A 26,197-nucleotide genomic window follows, 5' to 3' on the forward strand; every position below is an offset into this window, starting at 1 on the left:
CAGGCGGACGATGGAGTGGGGCGTGTGGTGAAGGGAGAGCCGACATGCTGGAGACGAAGACCCTCGACAAGCCGGACGAGCGGCGGGACTTCCCCCGAGGGCACCTGGAAGCGGTCCACCTCAGCGGCCTCGACTTCGCCGTGGGGACCTTCGAACCCGGATGGCGTTGGTCCGAGTCCGTGGGGCCCATCGTCGGGACCAGCAGCTGCGAAGTGCACCACAACGGTTATGTCGTCCAGGGCCGCATGCACATCACCATGGACGGCGGTGGCGAGACCGAGGTGGGGCCCGGCGACGTCTTCGTGATCTCGCCCGGCCACGACGCCTGGGTGGTGGGCGACGAACAGTGCGTGGTCTACGACTTCGCGGGGACCATGGCCAACGAGTACGCCAAACCCGCCGACGGGTGACAGCGCGGCGGCGACGCCCGCGGCCGCCTGCCTAGATCGGCAGCAGCCGGCCGACCAGGGCGCCCAACTGCCGGACGTTGCGGCACTCGTGCATCTCCACGAGCTCGGCGTACTCGGGTGCCGCCGAGTCGCCCGTGCCCCACTGGGTGCGCTGCTCGGGGTTCAACCAGTAGACGCGGCGCGCCCGTTCGGTGATCTGCCGGACGGCGGCGAGGTTCGGGTCGCTCATGTTCGTACGGGCGTCACCGAGGACGAACACCGTCGTACGGGGCCCGATCGCCTCGCCGTGCCGCTCCGCGAACTCCCCGAGGGCGACGCCGTAGTCACTGCTGCCGTGCCAGCCGGTGAGCGTCGCCTCCGCCTGAATGCGCGCGCCGAGGCCCGCCGCGTCGGCCGCCCCGTGCTCCAGGAGCCCGGTCACCTCGTCGATCCGGTTGACGAAGGCGAACACCCGCACCTTGCTGAACTGGTCGTGCAGCGCCTGCACCAGCAGCATCGTGAAGTCGGAGAACCCCGACACCGAACCCGACACATCGCACAGCAGCACCAGCTCGGGCCGCGCCGGACGGCGCCTGCGCAGCACCGGCCGCATCGGCACCCCACCCGTGGACAGCGACCCGCGCAGGGTGCGCCGCAGATCGATACTGCCCCGCGCCGCCCGGCGCCGGCGCGCCGCGAGGCGGGTCGCCAGTTTCCGGGCGAGCGGCTGCACCGTCCTGCGCAGCTCGGCCAGCTGGGACTTCCCGGCGAACAGGAAGTCGACCCGGTCCGCCGTCGGCGCCACCGCGCGGCGGGCGATCTGGTCCCGGTCCCGCTGCTCGGCGACCCGCCGTCGCGCTTCCGTCGCCACCAGCCCTCGGAAGGCCTCGATCCGGCGCCGGATCTCGTCGTCGAGCAGCCGGTCCGCGAACCCCGAACCGCCGCTGCGCCCCTGGACGTCGGCGCGCACCCGCGCGAGCAGCGTCTGGGGGCGGATCCGGTCGAGCGTCTGGTACGACGACCAGCCGTCCGACCCCGGAGAGCCGTAGCCGCCGAAGCCGTCGACCGCCTCGGCCGCGAGCCGCGCCAGCAACGCCTCGTCGTTCGCGGCGAGGGCCGCCGCCAGCCGCTCGCGGAGGTCCTCACGGTCCGCCGTCCCCGCCTCGGGCGCGCCGACCCGGCGCGGGAAGTAGAGGTCGAAGACCGGGTCGAACACCGGCCGTTGGGCGCTGCCGTGCAGCAGCGTCGCGGCCAGCCCCTCGCGCAGCAGCTCCCGGTCCCCGAACCCGAGCGCTTCCATCGCCCGGGCCGCGTCCACGGTCTCGCCCGTGCCGACCCGGATGCCGTGCGCCCGCAGAGCGGCGACGAGCGAGGTGAGGCGCTCGGCGACGGGCGTGGTCACAGGGCGTCCAGATCGAGCTTCGCCGCGGCCTTCAGGACGTCGTCCTGGTGCTTGAGGAGCACGCCCAGGGTGTCCCGTACGACGGTCTCGTCGAGCGTGTTCGCACCGAGCGCGAGTAGCGTGCGGGCCCAGTCGATGGTCTCGGCGACCGACGGCACCTTCCGCAGGTCCATCGCCCGCAGCGCGCCCACCACCCGGACCACCGACTCCGTCAGCGCCGCGTCGAGGCCGGGCACCTTCAGCCGGACGATCCGGCGCTCCAGCTCCTCCTCGGGGAAGCCGATGTGCAGGAACAGACAGCGGCGGCGCAGCGCCTCGGACAGCTCACGGCTCGCGTTGGAGGTGAGGACGACGAAGGGGCGGCGGGTGGCGGTGATCGTGCCCAGTTCGGGCACCGTCACCTGGAAGTCGCTGAGGACCTCCAGGAGCAGGCCCTCCACCTCGACGTCCGCCTTGTCGGTCTCGTCGATCAGCAGGACCTTGGGCTCGTCGCCGCGGATCGCCGTCAGCAGCGGGCGGGTGAGCAGGAACTCCTCACTGAAGATGTCGGTACGGGCCTCGTCCCAGCTCTCGTCGCGGCCCGCGCTGATGCGCAGCAGCTGCTTGGCATGGTTCCACTCGTACAGTGCGCGGGACTCGTCGACGCCCTCGTAGCACTGCAGTCGCACCAGTTCGGCCCCCGCGATCTCGGCGACGGCCTTGGCGAGCTCGGTCTTTCCCACCCCGGCGGGGCCCTCGACCAGGAGCGGCTTGCCGAGCCGGTCGGCCAGGAAGACGGTGGTGGCGACCGAGGGCGAGGCGAGGTAGCCGGTCTCGGCGAGGCGTGCGGAGACGTCGTCGACGGAAGTGAACAACGGGGCCTCCAGGGCGGTGGCGGTGTACAGGCCGAGCGGATGGTCCACCTATCTAAGCGCTTGTTCAGGGGCGCTGTCACTCCAGTAGCCCGATCCATGGGCACGGCGTGGGAGGAGGAGCGGCCGCCCGGGCAGCCGCCCCTCCTCCCACGCCGGCGGTCACGCCGCCAGTGCCACCGCCTCCGTCGCCGGGGTCCGCAGGACCTTCCGGGCCGTCGCCAGGCTCGTCCCCACCGTCACCGCCGTGGCCACGGACACGACCGCGAGCCAGACACCGAACGTCTGCCCCGGCAGCACCGCGTCGCCGCGGACCACCGTGAACGGGACGATTCCCGCCAGCGCCGCGACCGTGCCGAAGAGGACACCGGTGACCGTGAGCACCGCGGCCTCGGCGCCCACCATGCCGAGCACCTGCCCGGGCGTCGCACCGGCCAGCCGCTGCTGGCCGAACTCCCGGCCGCGGTAGGTGGTCGCCGCGTACAGCGAGTTGACCAGCATCACGCAGACGAAGACCACGATGATCCCGACGACCGTGAAGTTCAGCGTCTGAAGGTTCTTCGCGTCCACGGACTTCACCAGCCCCGAGGCCGCGACCGCGTCGGTCTCCACCGCCTGCACGGTCAGCGTGGTCGTCGCCACCGCCGTGAACAGGATCAGCGACATCAGGATCCCGGCGAGATCCCCGGCCCGCTGCCGCAGATTCCGCACCGCGAGCCAGCCGCTCGCCCCGGAGAGCGCGAGCCGGTCCAGCAGCCCCTTCAGCAGCCGCGGCGCCAGCAGCGCGAAGCCGACCGACAGCAGGATCGCCCCGTACGCGGGCGGCGCCATCAGCGCCTCGTCCGTCGCCTTCATCAAGAAGGTGCAGCAGACCGCCAGGGCACCGGTGGCGAGGGCGGCGTAGGCGAAGAACTTTCGTGCCCCGCCCCGCTGTCGCCGTCCCCGCGTCGCCCGCCGCACGGCGAGGAACGCGGCGCCGACCGCGGCCACCAGCGTGATGCCGACGCCCGTGAACAGCGCGATCGGACCGAACGTGTAGTCCACCGAGTCCGCCACCTGACCGCTGTCCTTGAACACCCCCAGCAGCGCCCGCCCGCCGAGCATCGCGGGCCCGATCGCCAGCGCCGCACCCACCAGGGCGACGGCCAGCGCCTCACCGACGACCAGCCGTTTGAGCTGTGCCGGAGTCGCCCCCGAGCAGCGCAGCAACTCCAGCTCGGTGGCCCGCTGACGGACGTTCACCGTCAGGGTGGAGGCGACCGCGAAGAACACCAGCAGGCTGCCGTAACCGCCCACCACGCTCGCCGCCGTCGTCAGCGTGTTCGAGCTGACCGAGTCGACGCCGCTCCCGGCCGCCGTGTCGTGCATCGAGTGGAACGTCATGATGATCGCCGCGCCCAGGAAGGCGGAGAGCAGCGTCGCGAGGAACCGTCCGGGGCGTCGCCGGATCGACCGTAGAGCCAGTACGAACATCGCTCACACCCCCGCCGTCACGTCGTCGCCCAGGTGCGCGAGGCGTTCGGCGACCGCGTCCGCGGTGGGCGCCTGCAACTGGCCGGCCAGCCTGCCGTCCGCGAGGAACAGCACCGAGTCGGCGTACGAGGCGGCGACCGGATCGTGCGTCACCATCACCACGGTCCGCCCGTGCACCCGCACCGCCTCCTGGAGCAGCCGCAGCACCGTGCGCGCGCTGCGGGTGTCCAGGGCCCCCGTCGGCTCGTCGGCGAAGATCACCCGGGGTTCGCAGACCAGCGCCCTCGCGATCGCGACCCGCTGCCGCTGACCGCCGGACAACTGGTCGGGGCGGTGCCCCAGCCGGTCGCCGAGCCCGACCTGGGTCAGGACGTCCGTGGCCCGTCCACGGTCCACCCGTCGCCCGGCCAGTTTCAGCGGCAGCACGGTGTTCTGCGCGACGGTCAGCGTGTCCAGCAGGTTGTACTGCTGGAACACGAAGCCGACCCGCCCCCGCCGGAACCTCGTCAGCTCCGCCTCGGTGCCGCCCGTCAGCTCGGTGCCGTCCACCACCACGATGCCGTGATCGGGCCGGTCCAGGCCGGCCGCGCACTGGAGCAGCGTGGACTTCCCCGACCCTGACGGCCCCATAACGGCGGTGAAGGTGCCCCGGCCCAGTCCGAGCGTGACCCCGTCCAGGGCGGTCACGGCGCTGTCGTCACTGCCGTAGGTCTTGGTGACCTTGACCAGCCGCAGCGCCTCCGCGGCGGGTCCCGTGTCGTGCCGGCGTCGCGAGCCTGTGCGAAACATCGTCATCACCTCTCGGTCGGGCACCCCCTGTGCCCTGCCAAAGAAGTTACGGAGCCGACGGGCCGACCACATGGGGCGCAGAACCCGTATCCGAGGGTGTACTCAGCACCACCGTGCTCACCCCGGACGGGTCACCACAACGCGCCGACCCCTTGGCCCGCCCGGTGCAATGGACCCGTGACCGTGCCCCCGGACGACTGTCTCGCGCGCAACGAGTGGATCTGCGGCGAGTACTTGAGCACCCGCCGCCAGATCCTTCTGGACGCCGTCGCCCAGCACCTCCAACTGACCGCGGTCTCGGTGCTCATCGGCCTCGTGATCGCGCTACCGCTCGCCGTCCTGGCCCGCCGCTGGGGCTGGGCCGCCGGACCCGTCCTCGCTCTCACGACGATCCTCTACACGATCCCGTCCCTGGCGATGTTCTCCCTGCTCCTGCCCCTGTACGGGCTCTCCGCGACCCTCGTCGTCGCGGGCCTCGTCCTCTACTCGCTCACCCTGCTGGTCCGGAACATCCTCGCGGGCCTGCGGGCCGTCCCCGAGGAGACCCGGCAGGCCGCGCGCGGCATGGGCTACGGCCCGATCAGGCTCCTGCTCACCGTCGAGCTGCCCCTCGCCCTGCCCGCCGCGATGGCCGGCCTCCGTATCGCCGTGGTGTCCGCGGTGTCCCTGGTGACGGTGGGCGCGATCGTCGGCCACGGCGGCCTCGGCAACCTCATCTACGCCGGTATGAACACCTACTTCAAGGCCCAGGTCCTGACCGCCTCCGCCCTGTGCGTCGTCATCGCGATCGCCGCGGACGTCCTGCTCCTCGGAGTGCAACGGCTGCTCACCCCCTGGACGAGGTCGACGCGCGGATGACGACCCTCACCGACGCCTGGGACTGGCTCACCGACCCCGCGCACTGGACGGGCGACGACGGCATCTGGCACCGGCTGCTGCAACACCTCGTCCTCACCGTCGTCTGTCTGCTGATCAGCTGTATCATCGCGTTGCCGATCGCCCTGGTGCTGGGTCACCTCGGCAAGGGCGGCGCGCTCGCGGTGAACATCTCCAACATCGGCCGCGCGGTGCCGACGTTCGCCGTGCTGGTCCTTCTCCTCCTGACACCCATCGGCGACTGGGGAGAAGGCCCCACGGTGGTCGCGCTCGTCCTGTTCGCCCTGCCGCCCCTGCTCACCAACGCCTACGTCGGTATGCGCGAGGTCGACCGGAGCATCGTCCAGGCGGCGCGCGGGATGGGCATGACGGGGCGGCAGATGCTGTTCCGCGTGGAGCTGCCCCTTGCGCTCCCGATGGTCCTGAACGGCGTCCGGATCGCCGCCGTCCAGCTCGTCGCGACCGCCACCATCGCCGCACTGGCGGGCGGCGGAGGGCTGGGCCGGATCATCACCGCCGGGTTCAACCTGGCGAGCACGCCTCAGGTGGTGGCGGGCGCGGTGCTGGTCGCCGTGTTCGCGCTGCTCGTCGAGGGGATCTTCGAGATCGCGGAACGACTGGGGCCGCGCTGGGCGCGTGGGGTGCGATGAGGCGGTGGCCGGCTTCGGGGGAGAGGGGTGTGATGAGGCGGTGGCCGGCTTTGGGGGAGAGGGGTGTGATGAGGCGGTGGCCGGCCTTGGGCGAGAGAGGTGTGATGAGGCGGCGGCCGGCCTTGGGCGAGAGGACTGCGATGGGGGAGCGGCCGGCCTTGCGGGAGGTGGGTGCGATGTGGCGGTGGCCGGCTTTGGGGGAGAGGGGTGTGATGAGGCGGTGGCCGGCCTTGGGCGAGCGGGCTCCGATGCGGCGGTGGCTCGCCCTGAGCTCGGTGCTGCTGGTGGCGGGCTGCGCGACGGGGCCCTCCCTGGAGAACCAGAACGCGGTCACCGCGGCACCCGGCGACAGCCACCATCTGACCATCGGCTCCGCCGGCTTCACCGAGAGCGACCTGTTGGCCCAGATGTACGCGCTGCTGCTGGACCGGGCCGGCTACAAGACGTCCTTCCTGACCGTCGCCAACCGCGAGCTGTACGAACCCGCCCTGGAGTCCGGCCAGATCGACGTCGTCCCCGAGTACGCGGCCACCTTCGCCGACTGGCTGAACGCCAAGACCAACGGCGCCGACGCGGCCCCGGTCGGCTCCCCGGACCTCGACGCCACGATGACGGCCCTGCGCCGCCTGGCCGCGCCACGCGGTCTGAGCGTCCTCGACGCCGGGCGGGCGGTGGACCAGAACGCCTTCGCGGTCAGCGTCGCGTACGCCCGCGCACACGACCTGAAGACGCTGAGCGACCTCGGCGCCTCGGGACTGGAGGTGCGGCTCGCGGCGGGCGACGAGTGCGTGCAACGGCCGTACTGCGAACCCGGGTTGCGGAAGACGTACGGCATCGACATCACCGGCGTCGATCCGAAGGGCGTCGGCACCACCCAGGCCAAGCGTGCCGTGCAGAGCGGCCAGGACCAGCTGATGCTGACGACCACGACGGACGCCACGCTGGACGACTTCGGGCTGGTCCTCCTGGCCGACGACAAGCATCTCCAGAACGCCGACTACGTGGTGCCCGTCGTCAACCGCTCCCGCGCCGGCAGCGAGGGCGTCACGAAGGCACTGGACAAGCTCAACGACGTCCTGACGACGGCCGACCTCGCGTCGATGAACCAACAGGTGGACAGCTGGCGGCGGTTGGCGAGGGATGTGGCGCGGGCGTATTTGGAGGAGAAGGGGCTGCTGAGGTGAATTGTCAGTGGCGCCTCGTAGATTGCCGCCATGGGTGTCTATCTGGTGGATGTCGGCGCAGCGGACTGGCGCGCCGAGGACGAGGGCGGGTACGGCGAGATCGCCTCCGCCCTCGACGCGGAGCTGAGCGGGCGAGGCCTGCCGCGCTACGAGGTTCCGGCGCAGTGCCGCGGGCTGGAGTTCGAGGAGAAGCTCAGCCCCTCCATGGACGGCTTCGTCGAGCTCTGCCGCGCGCAGTTGACCCGCGACGAGGAGGAGACGCTCTGCGGCTGGTCGGTGCTGGTGCCGATTCCGCTCGACGAGACGGTCGAACTGCCCGTGGGGTCCGCCTACACCGATACGACCGTGGTCGCCGGAGCGCCCCAAGTACTCGACCTCGCACAGCGGTTGGCGGCGGCGATCGGGCTGCCGCCGATGCTGCCCGTCTCGCACATGAACCTCGACCTGACCAACTGGTTCCTCGACGGCCGGGCCGAGCGGACCGCCGCCGCCCGACCCGGCCCCTGGGCGGACGACCTGGACGCCGCCTTCTACGTGGCCCTCTACGTCCGCGCGGCCCAGCACTCCCTGCGCCGCGGCTGCCCCATACTCTTCAGCTGACGTGCCGGTGCCCTCACGCCGCCGCGTGGGGGCCGGAAGGAGCGTCCACCTCGTACTCGAACCACACCCGGTGCGTGCCGTCCGCGTCGATCTCGATGCCGCCCGTACCGGTGATCCCCGCCAGCTCAGCCGTGCCACTGCCCGGGACGATCACGAAGAACTCGCTGCCTCTGAACTCGCCCAGGGTGGTCGCCGAGTGCGCGAAGTTGAACGCGCCCGCCCGGCCCCGCAGCGAGCCCTCGAAGGACTCCATCGCGACATACGTACCGACCTCGGTCCCCTGGTCGTACGCGGCCGTGAACAGGGTCGCCGAACGCCCGGTGACCTCACCCTCGTAACTCTTCTCCATCGTGGCGACACCGACCGGCACGGCCGTCTCGATGCCCGGGGCCGGCACCGGGGCCGGTGTGAAGTCCGCGACCTTGAACGTTCCCGAAGCTCTCATGCCCCGAGCGTAGGACGCGCCACTGACAACGGCACCGGCACCGGCACCGGCACCTGCACCGGCCCCTCGTCGCCCCGGGTCAGGCCGGTACGGGCGGCCTCTCCCGGCCGATCTCGTCGATCAGCAGTTTCGCGGCGACCGTCGCCCCGTCGGTGCGCATCGTGCCGGCCACGGCCTCGGCCCGCTCGCGCGTCTCGGGGGACAGCGCCGTCTCCAGGGCGGCCGTCAGGGACGCGAGGGTCGGCGCCGGACCGTCGTGCGCCACGCCGATGCCCAGGTCCGCCACCCGGGCCGCCCAGAGCGGCTGGTCCGCGACCTGCGGCACGATCACCTGGGGCGCGCCCGCCCGCGCGGCCGTCGTCGTCGTACCCGCGCCGCCGTGATGGACGACCGCGGCGACCCGGGGGAACAGCGCCTGATGGTTGACGTCGCCGACGGCGAAGCAGTCGTCCTGGCCGTCGACCAGCGCCAGGTCGGCCCAGCCACGCCCCAGCAGCACCCGGCGGCCGTGCGCACGCACCGCCTCGATCGCCACCGGCCCGACATCGCTCGCGGCATGCATGGCCATGCTGCCGAACCCGACGTACACCGGTGGCGCGCCGGCCGCCAGGAACGCCTCCAGCTCGGCCGGGAGCGACCGGTCGTCCGGCCGGATCCACGCGCCGGTCGGCACGAGTTCGAGGTCCGTCATCTCCTGCCACGGGCCCAGCGCCGGGTCCGCCGCCAGCCACGGCCGCTCGGTGAGGACGTGGTCGCGGACATTGTCGACCGGCGGCATGCCGAGGGCGGCGCGATGGGTGTTGAGGGGCTCGCCGTACAGCGCGTTCACGCGCTCGGCGTCGAGGCGCCACAGCTCCTTGAGGTCGGTCACGCCGGGCGGGTTCGGCTTGCCCGGCCGGGTCAGCGGCGGGTAGTGCGACGACGGCAGCCCGCACGGGTGGAAGCAGGCGAGCACGTAGGGGATGCCCAGATGCTCGGCCACCGACCGTGCCCCGGCCGGCATCAGACCGGTCGCCAGCAGCGCGTCGCACCCTTCGGCCGCCGCCGCGACCTCACCGAAGTGCCCTGCGACCAGCTCGGCCGCGACCTTGAACGCGAGGTCGGGGGACGGGCCCCGCGCCCCCGTCACCAGCGCCCGCACCGACGAGCCGAACGACACCACCTCCGCACCGACGCGGGTCAGCAGCGCCGCGAGCTCCTCGTCCGGCGGCACACACGCCCGTACCTCCACCCCGAGCTCCCGCAGAGCCGCGGCCAGCCCCGCAAGCGGTTCCACGTCTCCGCGCGATCCGTACGACATCAGCAACACACGCACTTCAAGACTCCCGTTTCCGCTGGTCCAGGCGGTCAGGTCGGAGATTCTGCGGCATGAGGGGGGCCTTGCCACAAGCCCCCCGGTGCGCTATAGGTTGATAGTGGCGGGGAGTTGAAGAACTCTTCGCCCTTCGTATGTCGGCACCCGGCAGGGCGCCTACGCGTCCGCCACCGAGTCGAACCGCACCTGATCCCGCGCCACCCCCAGCGCGTCCGCGTCCACCGACCGCCGCAGCGCCTCATGCAGCTTCGCCGGGGTGAGCACCCCCAGGAAGCGGGCCCCGTCCAGCACCGCGACCCATCCGGCGTCGTGCTGGAGCATCACCCCGAACGCCTGCTTGAGGGGCGCCCCGACCGGTACCCAGGCGTTCATCCGGTGCGCGTGGTCGCCGACCGTGCCGCCCGCCGCGAGATCCTCGACCCCGACCCAGCCGTGCAGGGTGCCGCCGTCGTCGAGCACGACCGCCCAGCGTGCGCCCTCCGCCCCGAGCCGGTCCGCCGCCGCCCCGGTCGGCTCGTCCGGGCGGGCCAGCGGCGGCTGCTCCAGGTCGTCGACCTCGATCTCGGTCACCGACAGCCGCTTCAGCCCACGGTCGGCGCCCACGAACTCGGCCACGTACGGCGTCGCCGGCGCCCCCAGCACCGCGCCGGGCGTGTCGAACTGCTCGATGCGGCCCTGTCCGTACACGGCGATACGGTCGCCCAGCCGCACCGCCTCCTCGATGTCGTGCGTGACCAGCAGCACCGTCTTGCGCACGGCGGCCTGCATCCGCAGGAACTCGTCCTGCAACTGCTCGCGCACCACGGGGTCGACGGCCCCGAACGGCTCGTCCATCAGCAGCACCGGCGGATCGGCGGCCAGCGCCCGTGCCACGCCGACCCGTTGGCGCTGACCGCCGGACAACTGCTCGGGATAGCGCGACCCGTACCGCTTCGGGTCGAGGCCCACCAGGTCGAGCAGTTCGGCGGCGCGTGCGCGTGCCCTGGCCTTCTTCCAGCCGACCAGCGCCGGCACGGTCGCCGTGTTGTCGAGGATCGTGCGGTGCGGGAAGAGGCCGACCTGCTGGATGACGTACCCGATACGGCGCCGCAGGCGGACCGGGTCGACCGTGGCGATGTCGTCGCCGTTCACGAGGATCCGCCCCGAGGTCGGCTCGATCAGCCGGTTGACCATCATCATGGTCGTCGTCTTGCCACAGCCGGACGGGCCCACGAGCGTGACGAGTTCACCCTCGGACACCTCGAAACTGAGGTCGTCCACGGCCGTCGTACCGTCCGGGTACCGCTTGCTGACCTGCTCGAACCGGATCATGACCTCACGCTAAGGGCGCGCACCCCGACCCGCCCTCCGGCAGGGTCCCACCGGCTGGTGAAGGCGCGGTTCCGATTTTGAACGGTTTCAAAAACCGACTTCGCGCCATAGGGCACCGCTGAGGGGTTCTGTTGGAATCTGGCGGTAATTCACCCTGCTGAAGCGGTGGACACCCGTCACATACGCCACTAGCTTCAACCGCCGAACGAGCTGAATCGATACAACTCCGAACGCCGAAGGGACCACGGCATGACAGACGGAGTCGACAGCACGAACGGCAGGAACGTGCGCCGCAGGACGGTGCTCACCACGGCGCTGGGCGCCGTACCGGTGGCCATGGCGGGCGGGATCGGCGGCGCGGCAGCGGCCTTTGCCGCACCGGCCGGGGACCGTGGCGCCGTCGAGGGCCTCACGGTCGAGCACCGCACGAACCCGCTCGGCGTGGACGCCACCCGGCCGAGGTTCGGCTGGCGCACGGCCTCGGCCACCCGGGGTCGGCGCCAGACGGCGTATCAGATCCTGGTGGCGTCCACACCCGAGCGGCTGAGCCCGGCACGCGCCGACGTGTGGAACAGCGGCCGGGTCGCCTCCGCCGACTCGGTGGCGGTGCCCTACGCGGGCCGGGAACTGCGGCCCTCGACCCGCTACCACTGGACGGTCCGGGTCTGGGACGAGAACGGCCGCATCGTCCCCGGCACCCCCGCCGCCCACTTCGAGACCGCCCTCCTCAGTACCGACGGCGTCACCGGCTGGGACGGAGCCCGCTGGATCAGCATGTCCGGCAAGGCGCCGAACACCGCCGGTGCGCCCCTGCTCAGACGGCAGACGGAGCTGACGGGGCGCCGGGTGCGCGCGGCCCGGCTGTACGTGTCCGCGCTCGGCGTGTACGACGCCTACGTCAACGGCCACCGGGTCGCGGTGCCGCACGGCCGCGGCACGACCCACGAACTGCTCACGCCCGGCTGGACCAACTACGACGCCCGCGTCAGCTACCTGACCTACGACGTCACCGCCCTGGTCGCGGCGGAGCGGCAGGTCACCCTCGCCGCCGTACTGGGCAACGGCTGGTACAACAGCCGTGTGTCCGAGGGGAGTTCGTACTACTCCCCGGACGGCAACCGGCTCGCCCTCAAGGCCAGGCTGCTCATCCGCTACACCGACGGATCGACACAGACCGTCGTGACCGAGCCTGGCGCGGACTGGAAGGCCACGGACACCGGCCCCTACCGCGCCGACGACATCTACGACGGCCAGACCTACGACGCCCGCAAGGAGCTGCCCGGCTGGACGGCGAACGGCTTCGACACCGCCGGCTGGTCAGGCGTGGAGGAGCACGGCTTCACCACGAAGTTCCCGGACTCCCGACTCGTGGCCTATCCCGGCGAGAGCGCCCGCCTCATCCCCGAGTGGGACCGCGCACCACGGTCGATCACCGTGTACTCCGGCGGTTCCTCCGGCAAGGCGGCGACCCTGCCCCTGATCCTCCGCTCCGGGGAGACCGCCGTGATCGACCTCGGCCAGAACATGGTCGGCGTGCCCCGCTACTCCCTCCGCGGCCCCGAAGGCGCCCAAGTCACCCTCGCGCCCGGCGAGATGCTCAACGACGACAGCGCGGGCGCCGACGGCCCGGTCGGCTCCGTCTACCGCGCCAACCTCCGCTCGGCCAAGGCCACCAGCACCTACCTCCTCAAGGGCGACCCGGGCGGCGAGACCCACCAGGACTCCCTGACCTTCTACGGCTTCCGCTACGTCTCCGTCACCGCGACCGACACCGTCACCCTGACCGGCTTCACCGGCCGCGTCGCCACCTCCGCCGTCCGCGACATCGGCACGGTCACCACGGACGACGCGGACGTCAACCAGCTGATCAGCAACGTCCGTTGGGGCCAGCGCGGCAACTACCTGTGGGTGCCGACCGACTGCCCCCAGCGCGACGAACGCCTCGGCTGGACCGGTGACACCCAGCTGTTCTCCAACACCGGGCTCTACAACGCCGACGCGGTGAACTTCCTCAGCCACTTCGAGGAGTCGCTGATCGACTCCCAGCGGATCTACGGTCAGGACAGCGCCCAGTTCACCTGGGTCGCCCCAGGCAACCGCTACAACCACCCCGTTCCGGCCAGCGGTTGGGCGGACTGCGGGGTCGTCGTGCCGTGGACGGTGTGGCAGATGTCAGGCGATCCGGCCGTCATCGACCGCAGCTGGGCGGCGATGACCAAGTACCTGGACTGGATCCACCGGCGGACCGGCGACACCTACGCCGGACAAGGCGCCGTCTTCGGCGACTGGCTCGCCTTCCAGAACACCGGCACCCAGCTCATGAGCGACGTCTACTACGGCTACAGCGCCCGCCTCATGGCGGACATGGCCCGCGCCACCGGGCGCACCGCCGAGGGCCGCGCCTACGACGACCTCTTCGCCCGCATCAAACGGGCCTTCATCGCCAACTACCTCAGCACCGACAACGGCACCCTCACCGTCCGCTCCAGCCTCGGCGACCCACCGCCCACCCCCGGCGACACCCCCACCAAGACCGAGGACAACACCCAGACCGCGCTGCTGTGGATCCTCAAACTCGGCTTCCACGAAACGCAGGCCCAGCGCCGCCAACTGGTCACCATGCTGGCCGAGAACATCGGCAACGACGCCGCCTACAAGGCCGCCCACCCCGACAGCACCCGGGTCGACTACGCCGAGAACACCCTCTCCGTCGGCTTCCTCGGCGTGAACGTCCTCGCGCCGGTGCTCACCGACGTCGGCCACGCCGACCTCGCCTACCGGCTGCTCCACCAGGACGCGATGCCGTCCTGGCTGTTCTCGGTGAAGAACGGCGCCACCACGGTCTGGGAGCGCTGGAACTCCTACTCCAAGGACGACGGCTTCGGGCCGGTCGCGATGAACTCGTTCAACCACTACTCCTACGGCGCGATCATGGAGTGGATGTACGAGAGCATGGCCGGCATCGCCAAGGACCCCGCCCACCCGGGCTTCCGGCACTTCTTCCTCAGGCCGCACCTCGACCCGACGGGCAGGATCACCCGGGTGGCGGGCTCGCACCTGTCGCCGTACGGCGAGATCGCCAGCCAATGGGCGGTCGAGGGGCGGGAGTTGACCTACCGGGCCACGGTTCCCGCCAACAGCACCGCGACCCTGCGCCTTCCCACGTCCGATCCGGACACCGTCCGCGAGGGCCGTACACCCCTGTCACGCGTCCGGGGTGTGGAGCATCTGGACTTCGCGGACGGTATCGCTTCCTACCGACTGCCCTCCGGACGCTACGAGTTGACCTCCGCGCTGGGCTGAGCACCGACCAGCACCACCTCCAGGGTGCGCGGGCCGTGCACCCCCTCGACCCGGTCCAGCTCGATGTCACTGGTCGCCGACGGACCGGAGATCCAGGTCAACGGGCGGACCGGGTCGAGACGTTCGAGGGCCTGCGGCACCGACGAGACGACCTGCTCCGGGACCTGTACGACACAGATGTGGTGGTCGGGGACGAGCGTGATCCGGCGACGGCCCTGGTCGGGGCCGCCGTCCAGCACGATCGTGCCGGTCTCGGCGACCGCCACCGCGCAGGCCGTGACGACGCTGTCGATCCGGTCCAGTTCGTGCGGGGTGCTCTCCGGCCGGTCGGGGACCTGCTCGGCGTCGGCCTCCGCGAGCCACGACGGGTCGAGGCCCGGCGGCACGAGCACGGTCTTCGTGCCGCGCGCGGCGAGCATCCCGGCGAGCGTCGCCGCGAGGTCGTCGGGGGCGCAACGGTGCACGATCGCCCGGTAGTCGGCGAGGTTCTCGGCGAGGAGTTCGGTGGTCTCCTCGACGGTGCGGTCACCGTGCTCGCGCAGATACGTGCGCTCGATCGGGGTGTCCTCGCCCGAGGCGTCGGCCAGCGCGCGCCGCACCCGGCCCAGAATCCGTTCCCTGCTGCTCACTCGGCACCGCCCGGAATCTGTTCCCTGCTGCTCACTTGGCACCGCCCTTTCCGCCCTGAGTCCGCTGCCACCAGTCACGGAACGGCTCCGCGGGCACGGGGGGCAGATCCCGTGTCGCGCTCCACGCCTTGCCGGGACCCGGCAGCGGCAGGCTGCGCGGGTGCAGGCGCCGGCTGCGGGAGGCCAGGCGCTGGCCGGTGCGCAGGGCGCCGGGGCGGGCGAACGCCCAGCGGGCCGCCCGCATCGCCGCCCGCTCCGCGGCATGCCCCCTGGCGGGCTTGAGCACCACCTTGTTGCCCTCGCGGGTCACCTCACCGCCCTGCACGACCCGTTCGCGCAGATGGACCAGCACCTCGGGGATGTCGATGGCGACCGGGCACACCTCGTAGCAGGCCCCGCACAGCGAGGACGCGTACGGCAGCGACGCGTCGATGTCGCTTGCGGTACCCCGGAGTTGGGGGCTGAGGATGGCGCCGATCGGACCCGGGTACACCGAGCCGTAGGCGTGGCCGCCGGCCCGCTCGTAGACCGGGCACACGTTCAGACAGGCCGAGCAGCGGATGCAGCGCAGGGCCTGGCGGCCGACCTCGTCGGCGAGCGTGTCGGTGCGGCCGTTGTCCAGCAGCACCAGGTGGAAGGTCTTCGGACCGTCCCCGTCGGTGGTGCCGGTCCAGGTCGAGGTGTACGGGTTCATGCGCTCGGCGGTGGAGGAGCGGGGGAGCGTCTGGAGGAAGACCTCCAGGTCCTGCCAGGTCGGCACGATCTTCTCGATGCCGACGACCGAGATCAGCGTCTCGGGCAGGGTCAGACACATCCGCCCGTTGCCCTCGGACTCCACGACCACCAGGGTGCCGGTCTCGGCGACCATGAAGTTGGCGCCGGAGACGCCGACCTTGGCGCGCAGGAACTTCTCACGGAGATGGAGACGGGCCGCCTCGGCGAGTTCTGCGGGCGTGTCGGTGAGGCCCTCGGGGGCCGGGCGCCCCCACTCGCTCATCTCGCGCGCGAAGATGTCCCGGATCTCACCCCTGTTGCGGTGGATGGCGGGGACCAGGATGTGCGAGGGCCGGTCCTTGCCCAACTGCACGATCAGCTCGGCGAGATCGGTCTCGTAGGCATGGATGCCCGCCTCCTCCAGCGCCTCGTTGAGCCCGATCTCCTGCGTGGCCATCGACTTGACCTTGACGACCTCCGACTCCCCGGTGGCCTTGACCAGTTCGGTGACGATCCGGTTGGCCTCCTCGGCGTCGGCCGCCCAGTGGACGATGCCGCCCGCCGCCGTCACCGACTCCTCCAACTGGACGAGGTAGTCGTCGAGACGGCGGAGCGTGTGGTCCTTGATCCGCTTGCCGGCCTCGCGCAGCTCGGCCCAGTCGGAGACCTCGGCGACGGCCTTCTCGCGCTTGGCGCGGATCGTGTGTGTGGCGTGCCGCAGATTCCCGCGCAGCGTCGGGTTGTTGACCGCCTCGTGTGCGGCCTTCGGGAAGGCCGGCATCCCTACGAACGTGCCGCTCATACCGCCGGCTCCTCCTCCGTGCTCGCCAGGATCTCCGCGATGTGGACGGGCCGCATCTCCGTGCTCAGCCGGGCCATCGTCCCGCCGATGTGCATCAGACAGGAGTTGTCGGCCGCGCACAGCACGTCGGCACCGGTCGACTCGGCGTTGCGCACCTTGTCGGCGCCCATCGCCGCCGAGACATCGGAGTTCTTCAGGGAGAAGGTGCCGCCGAACCCGCAGCACTCCTCCGCCCCCGGAAGCTCCACCAACTCCAGCCCCTTCACGGCCTGGAGCAGCCGCCGGGGCCGGTCGCCGAGACCCAGCCCGCGCAGCCCGTGACAGGTCGGGTGGTAGGTCACCTTCCGCGGGTAGTAGGCACCCACGTCCGTCACCCCCAGCACGTCCACCAGGAACTCCGTGAGCTCGTACGTCTTCGGCACCACGGGCGCCAGCGCGGTGGCGAGGCCGTCCCCGCGCCCCTCCGCCCGCGCCCGCTCACCCAGCCGCGGATACAGCTCCCGCACCATCGCCCCGCACGAACCGGACGGCGTGACGATCGCCTCGTACTCCCCGAAGACATCGGAGAAATGTCGGGCCATCGGCTCCGTCTCATGCCGGTAACCGGTGTTGTAGTGCGCCTGCCCGCAGCAGGTCTGGGCCATCGGGAAGTCGACCTCGACGCCTAGCCTGGTCAGCAGTTTCACCACGGCGCGCCCGGTGTCCGGATAGAGCGTGTCGTTGACACAGGTCAGGAACAGGGCGACACGCATCGCGGCTCCTTGTGATCGATCATCGGATGAGTGCAGGGTAGTGCGGACCCGCGGCCGGGGGGAGACCCCGCTCACCGCGCGGCGAGCCGGGCCTCCGCCTCGTGCCACGGCGCGGTGTCCCCCTGGGGCTCGTACCGGGTCAGCGGCTGGGTACGGGTGAGGAGCCCTCTGGCGGCGGTCAGGTCGCCGACCAGCCCGTGCGTCCGGGCCTGCACCAGCACGTTCCCGAGGGCCGCCGCCTCCGTCGGGCCCGCCACCACCGGCAGCCCGCAGGCGTCGGCGGTCAGCTGGCACAGCAGCGCGTTGCGGGTACCGCCGCCGACCACGTACACGACGTCCACGGGACGGTCGGCGAGCCGCTGCGCCTCCTCGACCGCTTTGCGGTGCGCGAGGGCGAGCGAGTCGAGGATGCAGCGCGTGATCTCGCCGGGCGTCTCGGGCACCGGCTGCCCCGAGGCGCGGCACGCCTCGGCGATCCGCTCCGGCATCCGCCCCGGCGCGAGGAACACGGGGTCGGAGGCATCCACCACCGACCGCAACGCCGGCGCCTTCGCCGCGTCGAGGAGCAGCGCCCCCAACTCCGGCCCGCCCCAGGCCCGTACACACTCCTGGAGCAGCCACAGACCCATGATGTTGCGCAGATACCGGACCGTGCCGTCCAGCCCCAGCTCGTTGGTGAAGTTGGCGGCCCGGCTCTCCTCGGTCAGCACGGGGGCGTCGAGTTCGAGCCCCGCCAGCGACCAGGTGCCGGTGCAGATGTACGCGAACCGCTCACCGGCCGCGGCCGGCACGGCGGCCACCGCGGACGCGGTGTCGTGCGAACCGACCGTCGTCACCGGCACGGGCCCGCGCAGCCCCGTCTCCTCCAGCACCTCGGCCCGCAGCACCCCGGCCGGATCACCGGGCTGCCGCAGCGGCGCGAACAGATCGAGGTCGATGCCCAGCCGGGAGGCGAGGTCGTACGACCACTCGCGCGTCCGGGGATCGATCAACTGCGTCGTCGAGGCGTTGGTCAGCTCGGTGCCCTGCTCGCCGGTGAGCCAGTACGTCAGCAGATCGGGGATGAGCAACAGCCGCTGAGCAGACCCGAGTTGTTCCTTGGCGGCGGTCAGCTGGTAGAGGGTGTTGAAGGGCGCGTACTGCAACCCCGTGGCCGCGTACAGCTCTTCGGCCGGGACGGTCGCCCACACCTTCTCCGCGACGCCCTCGGTGCGGGAGTCCCGGTAGTGCACCGGGTTGCCGAGCAGCGCCCCGTCGGCGTCCAGCAGGCCGTAGTCCACGGCCCAGCTGTCGATGCCGACCGAGTCGACCTGCCCGGCCGCCTTGAGCCCGTCCAACACCCCGGCGTACAGCGAGAGTACGTCCCACCGAAGCCCCTCCGGCACCCGCACCGGCCGGTTCACGAACCGGTGCGCCTCGGCCAGCTCCAGGCTGTCGGGGCCGACGCGGCCGACCATGACGCGTCCGCTGGACGCGCCGAGGTCGACCGCGGCGTACGACTTCACGAGCGCGCTCACCGAAGGAAGGCGGCCGCGACGCCGGCGTCGACGGGGACATGCAGACCGGTGGTGTGGGTCAACTCCCCACCGGTCAGCGCGAAGACCGCGCCCGCGACGTGCTCGGGCAGCACCTCGCGCTTCAGGATGGTCCGCTGGGCGTAGAACTCGCCCAGCTTCTCCTCCTCCACGCCGTACACGGCGGCCCGCTGGGCGCCCCAGCCGGCGGCGAAGATCCCGGAACCGCGCACCACGCCGTCCGGGTTGACACCGTTGACGCGGATGCCGTGCTCGCCCAGCTCGGCGGCCAGCAACCGCACCTGGTGGGCCTGGTCGGCCTTGGTGGCGGAGTAGGCGATGTTGTTGGGTCCGGCGAACACGGCGTTCTTCGAGGCGATGTAGACGATGTCGCCGCCCAGCCCCTGCGCGATCATCACCCGGGCCGCCTCACGCGAGACGAGGAACGAGCCACGGGCCATGATGTCGTGCTGGAGGTCCCAGTCCTTGCTCGACGTCTCCAGCAGCGGCTTGGAGATGGAGATGCCCGCGTTGTTGACGACGAGGTCCACCCCGCCGAAGGCGAGTACGGCGGCCTTGAAGGCCTCGGCGATCTGCTCCTCCGAGGTGACGTCGACGGTCACGGCGACCGCCTTGTCGGCGCCCCCGAGCTCCTCGGCGACCGCGGCGGCGTTCTCGGCGTTCAGATCGGCGACGACGACACACGCGCCCTCGGCGACCAGCCGGCGCGCGATGGCCTTGCCGATCCCGCTGCCCGCACCGGTCACCAGCGCGACCCGGGTGGCGAGCGGCTTCGCCTTCGGCATCCGCTGAAGCTTGGCCTCCTCCAGCGCCCAGTACTCGATCCGGAACTTCTCGGACTCCTCGATCGGCGCGTAGGTGGAGACGGCCTCCGCGCCTCGCATCACGTTGATCGCGTTGACGTAGAACTCACCGGCCACCCGGGCGGTCTGCTTGTCCTTGCCGAAGGAGAACATGCCCACGCCGGGGATCAGCACGATCGCCGGGTCCGCGCCGCGCATCGCGGGGGAGTCGGGCAGGGCGTGCCGCTGGTAGTAGGCGGCGTACTCCTCGCGGTAGGCGCCGTGCAGCTCCTTGAGCCGGGCCACGGCCTCCTCCAGCGGGGCGGCCGGCGGCAGGTCGAGGACGAGCGGCGCCACCTTGGTCCGCAGGAAGTGGTCCGGGCACGAGGTGCCCAGCGCGGCGAGCCGCGGGTGCTCGGCGCAGGCCAGGAAGTCGAGGACGACCTCCGAGTCGTTGAAGTGCCCGACCTGCGGCCGGTCCTGCGAGGCGATGGCCCGTACATAAGGAGCCAGCGCGGCGGCCCGCTCACGCCGCTCGGCCTCACCCAGCGCCTCGTACCCCTCAAGGACCGGCCCGAACGGCTCGGCCTTGCCCCGTTCCTCCAAAAACTGCTCGGCGGTACGGATGATGTGCAGCGAGTTCCGCTCGCACTCCTCCGCGGTCGCGCCCCAGGCCGTGATGCCGTGCCCGCCCAGGACGACACCGATGGCCTGCGGGTTGGCCTCCTTGATCGCGGCGATGTCCAGACCGAGCTGGAACCCGGGCCGCCGCCACGGCACCCAGGCCACGGTGTCCCCGAAGCACTCCGCGGTCAGCTTCTCGCCGTCCGCGGCACAGGCCAGCGCGATCCCGGAGTCGGGGTGCAGGTGGTCCACATGGGCGGCGTCGACGAGCCCGTGCATCGCGGTGTCGATGGACGGCGCCGCCCCACCCTTGCCGTGCAGGCAGTAGTCGAACGCGGCGACCATCTCGTCCTCGCGCTCGACGCCCGGGTAGACATCGACGAGCGCCCGCAGCCGGTCCAGCCGCAGCACGGCGAGCCCCGCCTCAGTGAGCGTCCCGAGATCCCCACCGGACCCCTTGACCCACATCAGCTCCACATCACCCCCGGTGACGGGATCACTATCGATACCTTTCGCCGACGCGTTGCCACCGGCGTAGTTGGTGTTACGGGGGTCGGCACCGAGCCGATGGGAGCGAGCGAGCAGGGCAGCAGCTTCGGGATGTGTAGCCATGACTTCCGGTTCCTTCTAAAGAAAGGGGGATGGATTTACCGAGGGGCGCGGGGAACTGCGCGACCAGCCACAACGGGCCCGCACCCCGCAACGAAACAGAACCCGGCAGCCGCTTACGCCCCCCACCCGGCCTGCTGCCCACCAACCCGCTCAGCCACGATCTTCTCGGCCCACCCGGACCGCCGGTACGCAGCGATAGGATCGGCGTCCAACTCCATCTCCTCCCGCACGTCACGAAGCAACGGCCGCACATCCGTGTTGTACGCATCCATGATCACGGCGTTCGCCTCCAGCACATCCCCAGAAGCCTGCGCAGCAGAAAGCGCACCCCGGTCCACCAGCAGCGCCTTCGCCGTGGCCTCCTGCACGTTCATCACCGACCGGATGATCGCCGGAATCTTCGCCTCGATGTTGTGGCACTGGTCGAGCATGAAGGCGACCTCGGGAGAGAACCCACCCCCACGGACCACCTCGTACATGATCCGGAACAGCTGGAACGGGTCGGCGGCCCCGACCATCAGGTCGTCGTCCGCGTAGAACCGCGAGTTGAAGTCGAACCCGCCGAGCTTCCCCTCCCGCAGCAGCGTCGCGACGATGAACTCGATGTTGGTCCCGGGCGCGTGGTGGCCCGTGTCGACCACGACCTGCGCCTTCTCGCCGAGCTTGAGGCAGTGGGCGTACGCCGTGCCCCAGTCCGGCACGTCCGTCGAGTAGAAGGCCGGCTCGAAGAACTTGTACTCCAGCAGCATCCGCTGCCCGTCGCCGAGCCGCTCGTACACCTCGGCGAGGCCCTCGGCGAGCCGGTCCTGGCGGGCCCGGAGGTCGTCCTGACCGGGATAGTTCGTGCCGTCGGCGAACCACAGCTTCAGGTCCTGGGAGCCGGTCGCGTCCATGATGTCGACGCACTCCAGCAGGTGATCGACGGCCTTGCGGCGGATCGCCGCGTCCGGGTGGCAGATGCTGCCCAGCTTGTAGTCGTCGTCCTGGAAGGTGTTGGAATTGATCGCGCCGAGCTTCACCCCGTGTTCCTCGGCGTGCTTCGCCAGCGCGGCGTAGTCCTCGACCTTGTCCCAGGGAATGTGCAGCGCGACCGTGGGCGCCACACCGGTGACGGCGTGCACCTGCGCGGCGTCCGCCAGCTTCTCCTGCGGTGTCCGGGGCACCCCTTGCTGGGCGAACACCTTGAAGCGGGTCCCCGAGTTCCCGTACGCCCACGACGGCGTTTCGACTGCCTGTGTCTTGAGCGCGGCCTTCACCGCGGCGAGCTCGGTCACTGAGGGCTCCTGTGACGTCGGGTCCGAAGGGTTTCCGAACGGCTTCACTGTGAAACGATTCAACACGGGAAAGTATGAGCCGTTCGGTGGGGTGTCAAGCCCTGCGACCAAGCCTGTTGCTCGTGACCCGGCCGTGACCTATGAGTCTCGAAATTTTTTCGACACGAACCCATTGACGTGACATGGGCGCCGTGCCTAACGTCCCGGCAACCAAGTTGAAACCTTTCACGACGCCGTGAGGGCAGTCCCCGGGCGTCGTCGAGGAGCCCTCCATGACCCACCCGTCCGACGCGGGACCGGCCCCGGTGCTGGCGCTCAAGGACATCTCGAAGTCCTTCGGAGCCGTACGCGCCCTGCGGGACGTCTCCCTGGAGCTGTTTCCCGGTGAGGTCCACGCCCTCGCCGGCGAGAACGGCGCGGGCAAGTCGACTCTCATCAAGACCCTTGCGGGGGTGCACCGACCGGACACCGGCCAGGTGCTCCTCGACGGCGAGCCCGTCGTCTTCCACGGCCCCGGTGACGCCCGCGACGCCGGCATCGCCGTGATCTACCAGGAGCCCACGCTCTTCCCCGACCTCTCGATCGCCGAGAACATCTTCATGGGACGTCAGCCCCACAAGGCGCTCGGCCGCATCGACCACAAGGCCACCCACGCGGCCACCGCCGCCCTGATGCAGCGCCTGGGCGTCGAGCTCGACCCCGACCGCCCCGCGCGCGGCCTGTCCATCGCGGACCAGCAGATCGTCGAGATCGCCAAGGCGCTCTCCTTCGAGGCCCGCGTCCTGATCATGGACGAGCCGACCGCCGCCCTGACCGGCAGCGAGGTCGCCCGCCTCTTCGGCGTCGTGCGCACCCTGCGCGAGCAGGGCGCGGCCGTCCTCTTCATCTCCCACCGCCTGGAGGAGATCTTCCAGATCTGCCGACGGGTCACCACGCTCCGCGACGGCGCCTGGATCTCCAGCGAGCCCATCGACGGCATGACCGAGGACGACCTCGTACGCCGTATGGTCGGCCGCGACCTGGAGGAGCTCTACCCCAAGCAGGACGTCGAGGCGGGCGAGGTGGCGCTCAGTGTGCGCCGGCTGACCCGCGAGGGCGTCTTCACCGACGTCTCCTTCGAGGTGCGGCGCGGCGAGATCGTCGGTCTCGCCGGACTGGTCGGCGCCGGACGCACCGAGGTCGCCCGGGCCGTCTTCGGCATCGACCGCTGGGACGCGGGCGAGGTCGAGCTCGACGGGAAGAAGCTCACCAACGGGGCCCCGTCGGTCGCGATGTCCTCCGGGCTGGCCCTCGTCCCCGAGGACCGGCGCGCCCAGGGCCTGGTGATGGACATGTCCATCGAGCGCAACATCGGCCTCACGGGACTTCGTACGACCGTGAAGGCCGGCCTGATGGACCGCGGTGCCGAACGCAGCCGGTCCCTCGACTGGGCCGTCAAGCTCCAGGTCAAGTACGCCCGCATCGCCGACACGGTCAACACCCTGTCCGGCGGCAACCAGCAGAAGGTCGTCCTCGCCAAGTGGCTCGCCACCGGCCCCAAGGTACTGATCGTCGACGAGCCCACCCGCGGCATCGACGTCGGCACCAAGGCCGAGGTGCACCGGCTCCTGAGCGAGCTGGCCGCCGACGGCGTGGCGGTCCTGATGATCTCCTCCGACCTGCCCGAGATCCTCGGCATGGCCGACCGCGTGCTCGTGATGCACGAGGGCCGGCTCACCGCCGAGATCCCGCGCTCCGAAGCAACCGAGGAATCCGTGATGGCAGCAGCCACCGGGAGGGCCGCCGCATGAGGCCCACCACGACGTCCCCTGTCCTCCGGAGGGCCGCGGCATGACGGTCACCACCCCCGACAAGGCGCCCGTCGCCGAGGTGCCCACATCCAGCGGCACCCGGCTGGTCGACCGTGTCTTCAAGATGCGCGAACTCGCCATCCTGGTCGTCTTCCTGGTGATGATCGGCATCACCCAGGCCGGCAACAGCGAGTTCCTGTCCGAACAGGGCATCAAGGACCTGCTGCTCAACGCGACCATCCTGGTGCTGGTCGCCACCGGCCAGTCCCTGGTCGTGATCACCCGCAACGTCGACCTGTCGGTCGGCTCGACCCTCGGCATCAGCGCCTTCGCAGCCGGCAACTACCTCCAGGGCGGGGGCAACGCGGTCGTAGCGATCGTGCTCGCGGTCCTGCTCGGCATCGGCTTCGGTCTGCTCAACGGCCTGCTGGTCAGCCTCGGCCAGGTGCCCGCCCTCGTCGTCACCCTCGGCACGCTCTACATCATCCGCGGCATCGACTCCATCTGGGTCGGCTCCCGGCAGATCACCGCGGCCGGACTCCCGGACGGATTCATCGACTTCGGCTCCGGCGGCATCTCCGCGGTGCCCTACCTGGCGCTCATCGCCCTCGCGGTGCTGGTCGCCACGGCGTACTACCTCAAGCACTTCGGCAGCGGCCGTGAGCTGTACGCCCTCGGCTCCAACCCCGAGGCCGCCCGACTCGCCGGCATCCCGGTCCGCAAGCGGATCCTGACGGCGTACATCTTCTGCGGCGCCCTCGCCGGACTCGCCGGCGCCATGTACCTGGCCCGGTTCGGCAACGTCGACTCCGGGACCGGCAACGGCTACGAACTCACCGTCGTCAGCGCGGTCGTCGTCGGCGGTGTCGTCTTCACCGGCGGCTCCGGCAGCGTCTACGGCGCGGCCCTCGGCGCACTCCTGCTGACCTCCATCAACAGCGTGCTGCCCGCCCTCGGCGTCAGCTCCGTGTGGGTGCTCGCCATCAACGGCATCCTGCTCATCCTCGCCATCGCGGTCGACCGGGTCGTCGCGCTGCGCGTGGCCTCGGCCCTGAAGAAGAGGAACGCCCGCCATGCCTGAGTCACTCGAGCGAGCGAGCCGCTGGTCCGGCGCGGTGCGGTGGGACACGATCGTCGGCGCCCTTCTGATCGTCGTGCTCCTGCTGTCCTTCGGAACGGTCGACGGCTTCGGAAACGCCCTCAACCTGTCCTTCCTGATCGGAAACACCCTTCCGATCGCCTTGATCGCCCTGCCGATGACCCTTCTGGTCGTCTCGGGCGAGATCGATCTCTCGGTCGCCTCCACCGCCGGTCTCTCCGGCGCCGTGATGGGCGCCCTGTGGAACCAGGGCATGACGATCGAGACGATCATTCCGATCTGCCTCACGCTCGGTGTGGTCTGCGGACTGATCAACGGTCTGCTCGTCACCCGGCTCGGACTGCCCTCCCTCGCCGTCACCATCGGCACCCTCGCCGCCTACCGGGGCATCGCACAGATCGTGCTCGGTTCCGACGCGGTGACCGACTTCCCGACCCAGTACCTGGACTTCGCGGCCGGGCGGATCGGCGACACGTTCATCCCGTACGCCTTCCTGCCCTTCCTGGTGCTCCTCGCGATCGCCGTGATCGTGCTGCACGCCACCCCGTTCGGCCGGTCGGTCTTCGCGACCGGCGCGAGCGAGGAGGCGGCGCGGTTCGCCGGCATCCGGGTCAAGCGACAGAAGCTGATCCTGTTCACGGTGACGGGCCTGATGGCCTCGCTCACCGGCATCTTCTGGGCCCTGCACTACGCGTCCGCTCGGTATGACAACGCGACGGGGCTCGAACTGTCCGTCATCGCCGCGGTGTTGCTCGGTGGTATCGACTTCGACGGCGGCAAGGGGACGCTCGGTGGGGCCATCGCCGGGGTGTTCCTGCTGGGGGCGCTGCAGAACGTGATGAGCCTTCAGGATGTGTCCGCGCAGTCGCAGATCGTTGTCACCGGTGTGTTGCTGGTGCTGTCTGTGCTGGGGCCGCGAGTCGCCAAGCAAGTTGCAGTGGCCAGGGCACGAAGGCTCACGTCTTAGCGCCGTTTGAAGCTGCCGGTCCGATGTGG

22 protein-coding genes are annotated in these 26,197 nt (G+C 70.9%); 9 read left to right on the forward strand and 13 right to left on the reverse strand.

Features of this window, described 5'->3' with window-relative positions; translation table 11 throughout:
- Positions 1-44: 44 nt before the first annotated feature.
- Positions 45-410, forward strand: coding sequence for a cupin domain-containing protein (locus tag OG885_RS40405; RefSeq protein WP_405740913.1), 366 nt, complete (start codon positions 45-47; stop codon positions 408-410).
- Positions 411-441: 31 nt separating this feature from the next.
- Here the strand turns inward: OG885_RS40405 and OG885_RS40410 are convergent, their stop codons facing one another.
- The 4 genes from OG885_RS40410 to OG885_RS40425 form a co-directional block, all read right to left on the reverse strand.
- Positions 442-1,791, reverse strand: a complete 1,350-nt coding sequence (locus tag OG885_RS40410; protein WP_405740916.1) for a vWA domain-containing protein — start codon at positions 1,789-1,791, stop codon at positions 442-444.
- On the reverse strand, positions 1,788-2,645 hold the full coding sequence (locus OG885_RS40415) for an AAA family ATPase (protein WP_405743107.1): 858 nt from the start codon (positions 2,643-2,645) through the stop codon (positions 1,788-1,790). Before OG885_RS40415 ends, OG885_RS40410 begins: the two co-directional genes overlap by 4 nt.
- A gap of 159 nt (positions 2,646-2,804) precedes the next feature.
- Positions 2,805-4,115 carry an FtsX-like permease family protein gene (locus tag OG885_RS40420; protein WP_405740919.1) on the reverse strand — a complete coding sequence of 437 codons (1,311 nt, stop codon included), beginning with the start codon at positions 4,113-4,115 and terminating at the stop codon, positions 2,805-2,807.
- A gap of 3 nt (positions 4,116-4,118) precedes the next feature.
- The gene (locus OG885_RS40425; RefSeq protein WP_405740922.1) at positions 4,119-4,904 is read right to left on the reverse strand and encodes an ABC transporter ATP-binding protein; all 786 of its coding nucleotides are present in this window, start codon (positions 4,902-4,904) and stop codon (positions 4,119-4,121) included.
- 177 nt (positions 4,905-5,081) lie between these two features.
- Between OG885_RS40425 and OG885_RS40430 the strand changes: the two genes are divergently transcribed.
- From OG885_RS40430 to OG885_RS40445, 4 genes are all read left to right on the forward strand, one after another.
- A complete protein-coding gene (locus tag OG885_RS40430) occupies positions 5,082-5,762 on the forward strand; it encodes an ABC transporter permease (RefSeq protein ID WP_405740925.1) in 681 nt (226 codons plus the stop codon).
- Positions 5,759-6,430, forward strand: a complete 672-nt coding sequence (locus OG885_RS40435) for an ABC transporter permease (protein WP_405740928.1) — start codon at positions 5,759-5,761, stop codon at positions 6,428-6,430. Before OG885_RS40430 ends, OG885_RS40435 begins: the two co-directional genes overlap by 4 nt.
- A gap of 248 nt (positions 6,431-6,678) precedes the next feature.
- Positions 6,679-7,614: an ABC transporter substrate-binding protein gene (locus OG885_RS40440; RefSeq protein WP_405743109.1), complete on the forward strand. Its 936-nt coding sequence runs from the start codon at positions 6,679-6,681 to the stop codon at positions 7,612-7,614.
- A 30-nt stretch (positions 7,615-7,644) separates the two neighbouring features.
- Entirely contained in the window at positions 7,645-8,214 is a 570-nt protein-coding gene (locus tag OG885_RS40445) for a hypothetical protein (RefSeq protein ID WP_405740930.1), read from the forward strand.
- 13 nt (positions 8,215-8,227) lie between these two features.
- Here OG885_RS40445 and OG885_RS40450 read toward each other — a convergent pair whose 3' ends face one another.
- The 3 genes from OG885_RS40450 to OG885_RS40460 form a co-directional block, all read right to left on the reverse strand.
- Positions 8,228-8,659: a DUF3224 domain-containing protein gene (locus OG885_RS40450; RefSeq protein WP_405740933.1), complete on the reverse strand. Its 432-nt coding sequence runs from the start codon at positions 8,657-8,659 to the stop codon at positions 8,228-8,230.
- 79 nt (positions 8,660-8,738) lie between these two features.
- Positions 8,739-9,974 carry a glycosyltransferase gene (locus tag OG885_RS40455; RefSeq protein WP_405740936.1) on the reverse strand — a complete coding sequence of 412 codons (1,236 nt, stop codon included), beginning with the start codon at positions 9,972-9,974 and terminating at the stop codon, positions 8,739-8,741.
- A 156-nt stretch (positions 9,975-10,130) separates the two neighbouring features.
- Positions 10,131-11,285: a betaine/proline/choline family ABC transporter ATP-binding protein gene (locus OG885_RS40460; RefSeq protein ID WP_405740939.1), complete on the reverse strand. Its 1,155-nt coding sequence runs from the start codon at positions 11,283-11,285 to the stop codon at positions 10,131-10,133.
- Positions 11,286-11,534: 249 nt separating this feature from the next.
- Between OG885_RS40460 and OG885_RS40465 the strand changes: the two genes are divergently transcribed.
- Complete coding sequence (locus OG885_RS40465; protein ID WP_405740942.1) at positions 11,535-14,588, forward strand: family 78 glycoside hydrolase catalytic domain; 3,054 nt, start codon at positions 11,535-11,537, stop codon at positions 14,586-14,588.
- Here OG885_RS40465 and OG885_RS40470 read toward each other — a convergent pair.
- From OG885_RS40470 to rhaI, 6 genes are all read right to left on the reverse strand, one after another.
- Entirely contained in the window at positions 14,561-15,217 is a 657-nt protein-coding gene (locus tag OG885_RS40470; RefSeq protein ID WP_405740945.1) for a lactate utilization protein C, read from the reverse strand. The genes OG885_RS40465 and OG885_RS40470 overlap by 28 nt on opposite strands.
- 31 nt (positions 15,218-15,248) lie before the next feature.
- Positions 15,249-16,733, reverse strand: a complete 1,485-nt coding sequence (locus tag OG885_RS40475; RefSeq protein WP_405740948.1) for a LutB/LldF family L-lactate oxidation iron-sulfur protein — start codon at positions 16,731-16,733, stop codon at positions 15,249-15,251.
- Positions 16,730-17,485 (reverse strand): (Fe-S)-binding protein, encoded by a 756-nt coding sequence (locus OG885_RS40480; RefSeq protein WP_405740951.1) that lies wholly within the window; start codon positions 17,483-17,485, stop codon positions 16,730-16,732. The genes OG885_RS40475 and OG885_RS40480 overlap by 4 nt, the downstream gene beginning before the upstream one ends.
- Before the next feature lie 71 nt (positions 17,486-17,556).
- A complete protein-coding gene (locus tag OG885_RS40485; RefSeq protein ID WP_405743111.1) occupies positions 17,557-18,990 on the reverse strand; it encodes a rhamnulokinase family protein in 1,434 nt (477 codons plus the stop codon).
- A gap of 8 nt (positions 18,991-18,998) precedes the next feature.
- Positions 18,999-21,038, reverse strand: coding sequence for a bifunctional aldolase/short-chain dehydrogenase (locus tag OG885_RS40490; RefSeq protein ID WP_405740954.1), 2,040 nt, complete (start codon positions 21,036-21,038; stop codon positions 18,999-19,001).
- Between the two features lie 113 nt (positions 21,039-21,151).
- Positions 21,152-22,312 (reverse strand): L-rhamnose isomerase, encoded by a 1,161-nt coding sequence (rhaI, locus tag OG885_RS40495; RefSeq protein ID WP_405740957.1) that lies wholly within the window; start codon positions 22,310-22,312, stop codon positions 21,152-21,154.
- A 272-nt stretch (positions 22,313-22,584) separates the two neighbouring features.
- Between rhaI and OG885_RS40500 the strand changes: the two genes are divergently transcribed.
- Genes OG885_RS40500 through OG885_RS40510 form a run of 3 tightly spaced genes read left to right on the forward strand, consistent with a single transcriptional unit; the run spans position 22,585 to position 26,168 of the window.
- Positions 22,585-24,102, forward strand: coding sequence for a sugar ABC transporter ATP-binding protein (locus OG885_RS40500; protein WP_405740960.1), 1,518 nt, complete (start codon positions 22,585-22,587; stop codon positions 24,100-24,102).
- Positions 24,103-24,142: 40 nt separating this feature from the next.
- A complete protein-coding gene (locus OG885_RS40505) occupies positions 24,143-25,183 on the forward strand; it encodes an ABC transporter permease (RefSeq protein WP_405740963.1) in 1,041 nt (346 codons plus the stop codon).
- Positions 25,176-26,168, forward strand: coding sequence for an ABC transporter permease (locus OG885_RS40510; RefSeq protein ID WP_405740966.1), 993 nt, complete (start codon positions 25,176-25,178; stop codon positions 26,166-26,168). The genes OG885_RS40505 and OG885_RS40510 overlap by 8 nt, the downstream gene beginning before the upstream one ends.
- The last annotated feature ends 29 nt before the right edge of the window (positions 26,169-26,197 follow it).

This window comes from Streptomyces sp. NBC_00028, from assembly GCF_045041065.1.
GTDB lineage: Bacteria > Actinomycetota > Actinomycetes > Streptomycetales > Streptomycetaceae > Streptomyces.

Excerpts from the sequence above, each read along its gene's own strand:
- OG885_RS40505 (WP_405740963.1), top strand. The coding sequence starts at position 24,143 with ATGACGGTCACCACCCCCGACAAGGCGCCCGTCGCCGAGGTGCCCACA.
- OG885_RS40465 (WP_405740942.1), top strand. The coding sequence starts at position 11,535 with ATGACAGACGGAGTCGACAGCACGAACGGCAGGAACGTGCGCCGCAGG.
- OG885_RS40445 (WP_405740930.1), top strand. The coding sequence starts at position 7,645 with ATGGGTGTCTATCTGGTGGATGTCGGCGCAGCGGACTGGCGCGCCGAG.
- OG885_RS40460 (WP_405740939.1), bottom strand. The coding sequence starts at position 11,285 with ATGATCCGGTTCGAGCAGGTCAGCAAGCGGTACCCGGACGGTACGACG.
- OG885_RS40510 (WP_405740966.1), top strand. The coding sequence starts at position 25,176 with ATGCCTGAGTCACTCGAGCGAGCGAGCCGCTGGTCCGGCGCGGTGCGG.
- OG885_RS40500 (WP_405740960.1), top strand. The coding sequence starts at position 22,585 with ATGACCCACCCGTCCGACGCGGGACCGGCCCCGGTGCTGGCGCTCAAG.
- OG885_RS40425 (WP_405740922.1), bottom strand. The coding sequence starts at position 4,904 with ATGTTTCGCACAGGCTCGCGACGCCGGCACGACACGGGACCCGCCGCG.
- OG885_RS40405 (WP_405740913.1), top strand. The coding sequence starts at position 45 with ATGCTGGAGACGAAGACCCTCGACAAGCCGGACGAGCGGCGGGACTTC.
- OG885_RS40450 (WP_405740933.1), bottom strand. The coding sequence starts at position 8,659 with ATGAGAGCTTCGGGAACGTTCAAGGTCGCGGACTTCACACCGGCCCCG.
- OG885_RS40420 (WP_405740919.1), bottom strand. The coding sequence starts at position 4,115 with ATGTTCGTACTGGCTCTACGGTCGATCCGGCGACGCCCCGGACGGTTC.
- OG885_RS40440 (WP_405743109.1), top strand. The coding sequence starts at position 6,679 with ATGCGGCGGTGGCTCGCCCTGAGCTCGGTGCTGCTGGTGGCGGGCTGC.
- OG885_RS40475 (WP_405740948.1), bottom strand. The coding sequence starts at position 16,733 with ATGAGCGGCACGTTCGTAGGGATGCCGGCCTTCCCGAAGGCCGCACAC.
- OG885_RS40480 (WP_405740951.1), bottom strand. The coding sequence starts at position 17,485 with ATGCGTGTCGCCCTGTTCCTGACCTGTGTCAACGACACGCTCTATCCG.
- OG885_RS40490 (WP_405740954.1), bottom strand. The coding sequence starts at position 21,038 with ATGGCTACACATCCCGAAGCTGCTGCCCTGCTCGCTCGCTCCCATCGG.
- OG885_RS40435 (WP_405740928.1), top strand. The coding sequence starts at position 5,759 with ATGACGACCCTCACCGACGCCTGGGACTGGCTCACCGACCCCGCGCAC.